The 7,370-nt window shown below is 64.2% G+C and carries 6 protein-coding genes; 3 read left to right on the top strand and 3 right to left on the bottom strand.

The genetic code is table 11. The features are described 5' to 3' along the window. Nucleotides 1-170: 170 nt before the first annotated feature. Nucleotides 171-728, bottom strand: coding sequence for a peptidylprolyl isomerase (locus tag MK181_06635; GenBank protein ID MCH2419476.1), 558 nt, complete (start codon nt 726-728; stop codon nt 171-173). A gap of 166 nt (nt 729-894) precedes the next feature. Between MK181_06635 and MK181_06630 the strand changes: the two genes are divergently transcribed. After that, complete coding sequence (locus MK181_06630; protein MCH2419475.1) at nt 895-1,101, top strand: hypothetical protein; 207 nt, start codon at nt 895-897, stop codon at nt 1,099-1,101. A gap of 8 nt (nt 1,102-1,109) precedes the next feature. On the opposite strand, the gene MK181_06625 is transcribed toward MK181_06630, so the two are convergent. Next, complete coding sequence (locus MK181_06625; GenBank protein MCH2419474.1) at nt 1,110-1,616, bottom strand: GNAT family N-acetyltransferase; 507 nt, start codon at nt 1,614-1,616, stop codon at nt 1,110-1,112. Between the two features lie 59 nt (nt 1,617-1,675). On the opposite strand from MK181_06625, the gene MK181_06620 reads away from it, so the two are divergent. Beyond that, on the top strand, nt 1,676-2,416 hold the full coding sequence (locus MK181_06620) for an ABC transporter ATP-binding protein (protein ID MCH2419473.1): 741 nt from the start codon (nt 1,676-1,678) through the stop codon (nt 2,414-2,416). 4 nt (nt 2,417-2,420) lie between these two features. Then, nucleotides 2,421-5,141 carry an FtsX-like permease family protein gene (locus MK181_06615; GenBank protein MCH2419472.1) on the top strand — a complete coding sequence of 907 codons (2,721 nt, stop codon included), beginning with the start codon at nt 2,421-2,423 and terminating at the stop codon, nt 5,139-5,141. Between the two features lie 103 nt (nt 5,142-5,244). On the opposite strand, the gene MK181_06610 is transcribed toward MK181_06615, so the two are convergent. Continuing rightward, on the bottom strand, nt 5,245-7,323 hold the full coding sequence (locus tag MK181_06610) for an AAA family ATPase (GenBank protein MCH2419471.1): 2,079 nt from the start codon (nt 7,321-7,323) through the stop codon (nt 5,245-5,247). Between the last annotated feature and the right edge of the window lie 47 nt (nt 7,324-7,370).

Raw genomic sequence — 7,370 nt, 5'->3', positions numbered from 1 at the left:
CCGGCTCGGCTCCGCTCGGCAACCTCAGGAGTCACCTCACGGACCACGGTGGGTAGGCCGGCCTTGGCCGTCAACTCGGCTACGCCCCCACCCATCTGCCCGCCGCCCACAACTCCGACACGCTTGATAACCATCGCTCCTCCTGGTTCCCGTCTCTCGAACGACCCGCTTCAGTCCAACTCGGTCACGGTGACCGACTCGATGACCACGTCCTCCACCGGGCGATCGCCGGGGCCCGTCCGGACCTCCTGGATGGCCGTGGCCACCTCGACGCCCTTGATGACCTTTCCGAACAGCGCATAGGCGGGCGGTAGGCCGACACCACTCGGGCCGGTAACGACGAAGAACTGGCTGCCGTTGGTGTCCGGCCCGGCGTTGGCCATGACCAACGAACCGACCTCATACCGACCGGGCTTGGGCAGCTCGTCTGCAAACCGGTAGCCGGGACCGCCCCGACCCGACCCCTCCGGACAGCCGCCCTGAATCACGAAACCGTTGATCACCCGGTGGAACACCAAGCCGTCGTAGTAGTGCCAGCGGGCCAGGTACACAAAGTTGTTGACCGTCTGAGGGGCAGCGATCGGATCCAGGTGGATGGTCATAGTGCCCATCGATGTCACCATCTCGGCGGAGTACGTCTTCGCCGTGTCGATGACCATGGGCGGGGCCTCCGGGAAAGAGGTACGGCGCTCGCTGGAGCCATCGGGGTTCGGGATCGGGTCCGACATCAGGATCTCCTTGGCGACCCGGATCGGATGGGTGGTGCGCGGGCACCGGTTGGTCGCCGCAGGCAGGCTACGGGCCGCGTGGCCAGGGTCACCCAGCGGCGCGCGAGCCTTCGCTACGGTGCCGCGCATGGCACCACGGCCATTGTCTCGGTCCCCGGAGCAAGGCATGGGCGAGCCGTCTCTCGACCATCCGCTACGCAGCGTCCCTCCGCTCCGGTCCTCGGCCCCCGTAGCCCCCGTCGAGCCAGCCCACTGGGTTGGCCTGGTGTGCTCCGGCTGCGAGGTGGCTTGGCGGGGCGACCCCGACGAGCCGTGCTGGTCCTGCGGGTCACGGGGAAGTCGGCCTGCCGGCACCACCGTGGTCCGCGACTAACCGTCTCCTCAAATCTCCAGGGCAAACATCCGGACGGTCTTGCCAGTGCCTCCGTCAGATCGCTCCCCTATGGCCTTGAAGCCGAACTGTTGATGAAAGTCCAGAGACCGTTCGTTGCGCGGCACCGTGTTGACCTCAGCACATAGGTGAGTGTGCCCAGCTGCGGAGGCGATGAAGGCCCGATAGAAGCCTTGACCTAGACCCCGCCCCCAGGCCACTGAATCAACAACTACCCGGTCGACATAGAGGAATCGGTCATAGCGGTCACAGAAATACTCGTAGTTGAGACTGCCGTAGGAACACTCGGGACCGTCCAGACCGACAAGGAAAGCCACTACGGTGCCGTCCTCGGGAACCTCTGCCACCAGGCACAGGTGGGCCACCTGAAGGAACCAAGCCATCTCGTCCAGAGTGAGGTGGTTGACAGCCGGAACAGCGGCGTTGTTCAGCTCGACCAGGCGGGCCAGGTCATCGGATTCGGCAGGACGAATACCCGGACCGGTGACAGAATTCACGGCCCCTGCACCGCCGCACAACAGTCCCATGCCACGGATCCGACCCTAGGGTCCAACCCATGACCAGTCAGACCATCGTGTCAGCAGCCCGCATGTCGAGCGGCTCAAAGATCTATGGAACCGGGGACACCGAAGTTCGCGCCCTGGACGGTGTAGACGTCGAATTCGAGCAGGGCAGATTTACCGCCATCATGGGACCGTCGGGCTCCGGCAAGTCCACCCTCATGCACTGCTCGGCAGGCCTCGACGACCTGACGTCGGGCACGGTCCACATCGGCGACGTGGAACTCGGCAGTCTCTCCGAGCGCGACCTCACCCTTTTGCGACGGGACAAGGTTGGGTTCGTTTTCCAGGCGTACAACCTGATACCCACTCTGACCGCCGAAGAGAACCTCACGTTGCCCCTGAACCTGGCAGGCCGAAGGCCCGATACCTCGTGGATGGTCAACATCATCGAGACGGTTGGCCTTCAAGACCGTCTCCGACACCGGCCGGACGAGTTGTCGGGAGGCCAACAGCAACGGGTCGCCGTGGCCCGGGCGTTGGTGAGTAGACCAGACATCGTCTTTGCCGATGAGCCAACCGGCAACCTCGATTCGGTAACTGGCGGCGAGGTTCTCGACTTTCTGCGAGGGGCCGTAGACGACCTTGGCCAAACGCTCGTAGTGGTCACTCACGATGCCGGGGCAGCGGCGATGGCCGATCGGGTGCTGTTTTTGGCTGACGGGCGGATTGTCGACGAGATGACCGACCCCGACGCTGACCGTATTCTCGATCGAATCAAGGCCATCGGCGGCTGACTAAGTGTTCCGACTCACTTTCCGGAACATCACGCGCCGCAAGCTGCGGTTCGCCCTCACGACCCTGGCCGTGGTGTTGGGCGTCGCATTCCTGTCGACGTCGTTCTTCCTCACGGACCGGCTCCGAGACACTTTTGACGAGCTCGCTACCGACATCAGTGGCGAGTTGGACCTGGTCGTCCGGGCGTCGATCGACGAAGGAGCCGACCGAATCAACCGGCTCCCCGTACCGGAGGAGGTCCTTGGGTTCTTGCAGGACGTCCCTGGCATCCGATCCGTGGGACCGTCAGTCGTGGGATGGAATGTGGTCCCCCTGTACACCGACGACAACGGCGAACTCACAGCAATCGGCACCAACGGCGGAGCGCCACAGTTCGGCTTCAACTACGGAGTACCGGACGGGGCCGACTACGGGAACGTATTGGAGGACCTAAGCCAGCTCTTCATCACGGACGGTAGGGCCCCACTGCGCACCGAATCGATATCAGACCCGGACATCGTCGGTGAGTTCATGCTCGACAACATGACAGCCGACGAATACGGGTTCACCATTGGCAAGACGTACACGGTCAGCGCACCTATCGGTAACCGCCAATTCGTCCTCGTAGGAACGGCCAACTTCGGCGACCCGGACGAAAACAAGAACATCGGCGCCAACATCAGCGCATTCGACGAAGAGACTGCCCAGGAGGTCGCCAACAAGGTTGGCGTATACGACGAGATCGCCATCGCCCTGGTGGACGATGCGAACGAGGTTGCGGTAATGACCGCAATCCGGGATCGCCTCGACATAGCGACAGCCGAATTCCGCGCCTTCCTCTCAACCCTTCCAGAGGACCAACAGAACCAGCTAGCGGTATTCGCAGGCGCCGAGTTAGAGGTGGTGACAGCAGCCACCAAGATCGCCGAGGACCAGAGCGACTTCGACCAATTTCTAAACATCATCTCCTCAGTCCTTCTGGGTTTCTCGGTTATCGCCGTAGTGGTTAGTGCCTTCATCATCAACAACACGTTCTCGATCGTGATCGGGCAGCGAGTTCGCGAACTGGCCCTGCTCCGAGCGCTGGGGGCCACAGGCCGTCAGATCAGCCGATCGGTAAGGCTGGAGGCAGTTGTAATAGGTGTGGTCGCGAGCGCACTCGGTCTAATAGCCGGCTACCTACTGGCCGCTCTGCTCCGTTGGGTGCTTGTCAAGATCGGTTTCGGAGATTTGCCCGGCTCGATACCGATCCGACCCCGGACCATCGTTGTGGCCTCGGTGGTCGGAGTAGGCGCCACTCTCCTCTCCTCGATAGGACCATCACGACGCGTTCGGAAAATCCCACCGGTCGCTGCCCTACGAGACGACCTTCGACTTACCCCTACGGGTCTACGGCGTCGCCTCTTGGTAGGTGGTGCAGTGGCAGTCGCCGGTATCGGCGCCCTCGCCGCGGGTATGACCATCGAAATGTCCACCCGCTTGATCCTGGTCGCGATTGGAGGAGGCGCTCTCGCTGCATTCATAGGCGTATATCTGCTTAGTCCTGCGATAACCGGGCAGGTTGCGACCGTGCTCGGGTGGCCCATCCGCAAGGTGTACCGAGTACCCGGCCGATTAGCGACCGACAACGCTCGCCGCTCGCCGCGCCGCACCGCCGCAACCGCCGCCGCACTGACCATCGGGCTCGCCTTAGTGAGCCTCGCCGCAGTGGTGAGCGACTCTTTGAAAGCGACCTTTCTGAGCACTATGGAACAGAGTGTCGAGGCGGATCTCTTCGTATATGGGGACACGTTTAACCCACAGGCTGGCTTCTCCACTGAACTCGGGGCCGACCTACAGAAGATGGCTGTTCAAAGACCCGATCTCGTCAAGTCGGTAATGACGATGCGCTGGACTTTGGGTGGAGTGAAAATCGGTGACGGCTACAAGGACGTGGTGGCCGCCGAGCTCGCAGTCCTCAACGCGCACATGAACCTGCAGGTGATCGAGGGCTCCGAGTTCCACGCCGGGACCAATGGGGTGCTGGTCCATCTTGACTCGGCGACCGATCTGGGGCTCACCATCGGCGATTCAGTCACCGCCGAATTCCCAGGTAATCGGACGATCGAGTTGACCGTGGCAGCGATCTTTGAAGATTCAACCCTTCTAGGGAACTGGGTAGTCGACGTCTCGGTCTTTGACTCGCACCTTCCAACCGCGCCTCTTGGCTGGATCTCGGTGCTTTTCCCAGTCGGCGCTGACAACGATGCCTCTCGAACTGCTATCGAGGTCTACACCGATGCCTACCCGCAGGTCGTTGTAGAGAATCGATCCGAATTCCGCGATTCGCAGGAGAAGCAACTTGACCAGTTGCTGTCGATAATTCAGGTGTTCCTTGGTCTGTCACTGGTGATCGCCGTGTTGGGCATCACTAACACGATGGCCTTGTCGGTCTATGAGCGGACGCGAGAACTTGGCCTCTTGCGGGCCATCGGCATGACCCGCCGACAACTCCGACGGATGATCCGCTGGGAGGCCGTCATCATTGCCCTCTTCGGTGGCCTGCTTGGCGTGGCCATGGGTGTCCTCTTTGGCTTAGCAGTGATCGCTGCCCTACCCGAGACGTTCGTCGACATCGTGTCGATCCCCTACACAAGCTTGTTTGGCTACCTGCTGGTGTCCGGCCTGTTCGGGATGCTCGCCGCCATCCTGCCGGCCAGACGTGCCTCAAGGTTGAACGTGCTGGACGCCATATCCCACGAATAACAGCCTCTCCTCTCTTGAGGAACAGCCACAACCGAGAATCGCCAGTGGCTTAGAAGGCTCCGGTTGGGAACAGACCTGCTCTCCACCCTTTGGTGGAATCCGGTTATTCCAAAACTGGGGGTAGTGGCTCGGCGTGAACGATGGCCACCCGCCTGGTGGCCCGGGTCAGAGCAACATAAAGGGCCCGCATGCCCTGGGCGTGTTCCCGCACCATACGGGCCGGTTCCACAACCACGGCCCCGTCGACCTCCAGACCCTTGACCAGGCCGACGGGGACGACGGCCACTTGGGCGTCCAGGCCCTGACGGGTCGGACGGCCGTAGGCGATTCCGGCCCGTTCCAGGGCATCCTCGACGTCGGCGGCCTGCGAGTCGGTCGTAACGACAGCCAGGTTCCCGGCGCCCACGGCCTCCAGTTCGCTGCGGACCACCTCAGCCAGCCCGTCCAGCTTCTCGGCCTGTTCGCCGGTTAGGGCCACGAACCGTGGGGGGTCGCCGTCACCACGAACCGACCGGGGTGGGGCCAGGTCCGGTGCGGCGACGGCCAGGACCCTGGCTGCCACGTCCATCAACGGTCCAGGGATTCGGTAACCCACGGTCAGCTCATGGCGCTCGGGCGGGCGTCGATCCGGTAGGTGACGCAGGATCCCTTCCCAGTTGTCGTGGGCCCAAGCGCCCGTGGCCTGGGCGATGTCTCCAACCACCGTCATCGAGCCGTTCAGGGAACGGCGGTCCAGCATTCGGAGGTCCATCGGGGACAGGTCCTGGACCTCGTCGACCACGATGTGTCCGTAGGTTCGTACGGTGTCCTCCTCGCGGCGCCCCGGGCGGGCCCCGAGGACGGCTCGGGCCTCGTCCAGTAGCGGAGCGTCGGACGCTGTCCACAGGAGGTCGTCGGGCTGGCTCACCCGCTCCCGGTACAGGGCGTCAACCTGCTCGGTGGTCAGCGACGGGTCGGCGGACCGGATCAGGGCCCGGGATCCGAGTAGGTCGTTGAGCAACTGGGCCGGAGTCAGCACTGGCCACATCCACTCCAGGGCCTCGCGGACCGACAACTCACCCCGTAGGCGCTCGCGTAGGGCTTCGGGGTCGAGATCGCCCCGGCCGCTGGCCACCAGGGCCCCGTAGAACTCGGCCTCCACGAACTTTCGAGCCGCGTTGTGGGTCCGGTACCGGCGCCGGGCCTGGTCGACGATTCGCCGGGACTCCTCTACCGGGAGGACCAGCCACTGCAGGCCGTGGCCGATGCGAAGGTCGGCCCGCAGCGGCCGCTGGCGGGTCCGGACGGCCCGGGTGATGAACCGCACCATACGAAGGTCGCCCTTGAGGCGCCCCACCTCGGCCTGCTCCCGACGGTCGTCCACCCGAACGCCCCCTACTACATCCCCCAGGGTGGCCATCTGGACCCCGGCCTCCCCGAGTGACGGCAGCACCTGCTCGATGTAGGCCAGGAAGAGCCTGTTGGGCCCGAGCACCAGGACACCCTGCCCCTCCAGCGGGAACCGGTGGGTGTACAGGAGGTAGGCGGCCCGGTGCAGGGCCACCACGGTCTTTCCGGTTCCTGGCCCGCCCTGCACGGCGTGGACGCCGGACAACGGTGCCCGGATAATGTCGTCCTGCTCAGCTTGGATCGTCCCGATGATGTCGCCCAGCCGACCGGTGCGGGCCGTCTCGAGGGCGGCGATCAAGGCTCCCTCTCCCTTCAGGCGGTTTCCGTCGCCGTCCCGGAACCGCTCCGGGTCGCCAAACAACTCGTCCTCGATTCCCACCACGACCCGGCCGCGGCTGACCAGGTGCCGGCGCCTTTCCAGGCCCATGGGCACCGGACCGGTGGCCCGGTAGAAAGCCTCGGCGACTGGGGCGCGCCAGTCCACGACCACCGGATCTTGGTCGACGTCCCAGACCCCGACCCGACCGATGTAAAAGCGGCCGGCGCCGGCCTCGGCCTCCTGGTCGATGCGACCGAAGACCAGCGCGGCGTCGCCCATGTCCAGCTGCCCCAGACGAGCGGCTACCGAGTCCCAGATGGCCTCGCGCTCGAAGCGAGCCTGGTTGGTGCCCCCCTGACCCACCTCGACCATGGCAGTCAGCTCCAGGGCCCGGTCGCGGGCGGACTCGAGACACGCATAGGCGTGGTCGACGTAGGCCTGTTCGACGTCCATCTCGGGGTGTTCGGTGGTCATCAGCGAGCCTATGGAGGACGGTGGACCGTGTCTCTTGGCTACCCCGG

It is taken from the genome of Acidimicrobiales bacterium (assembly GCA_022452035.1).
Taxonomy (GTDB): Bacteria; Actinomycetota; Acidimicrobiia; order Acidimicrobiales; family MedAcidi-G1; genus UBA9410.
The sequence above is the reverse complement of the archived record's forward strand: the minus strand, read 5'-3'. Positions and strand labels throughout refer to the sequence as shown.

What these genes read in the sequence shown, in the direction of transcription:
- MK181_06635 (MCH2419476.1), bottom strand. Translation starts at nt 728, where the DNA reads ATGTCGGACCCGATCCCGAACCCCGATGGCTCCAGCGAGCGCCGTACC.
- MK181_06630 (MCH2419475.1), top strand. Translation starts at nt 895, where the DNA reads ATGGGCGAGCCGTCTCTCGACCATCCGCTACGCAGCGTCCCTCCGCTC.
- MK181_06620 (MCH2419473.1), top strand. Translation starts at nt 1,676, where the DNA reads ATGACCAGTCAGACCATCGTGTCAGCAGCCCGCATGTCGAGCGGCTCA.
- MK181_06610 (MCH2419471.1), bottom strand. Translation starts at nt 7,323, where the DNA reads ATGACCACCGAACACCCCGAGATGGACGTCGAACAGGCCTACGTCGAC.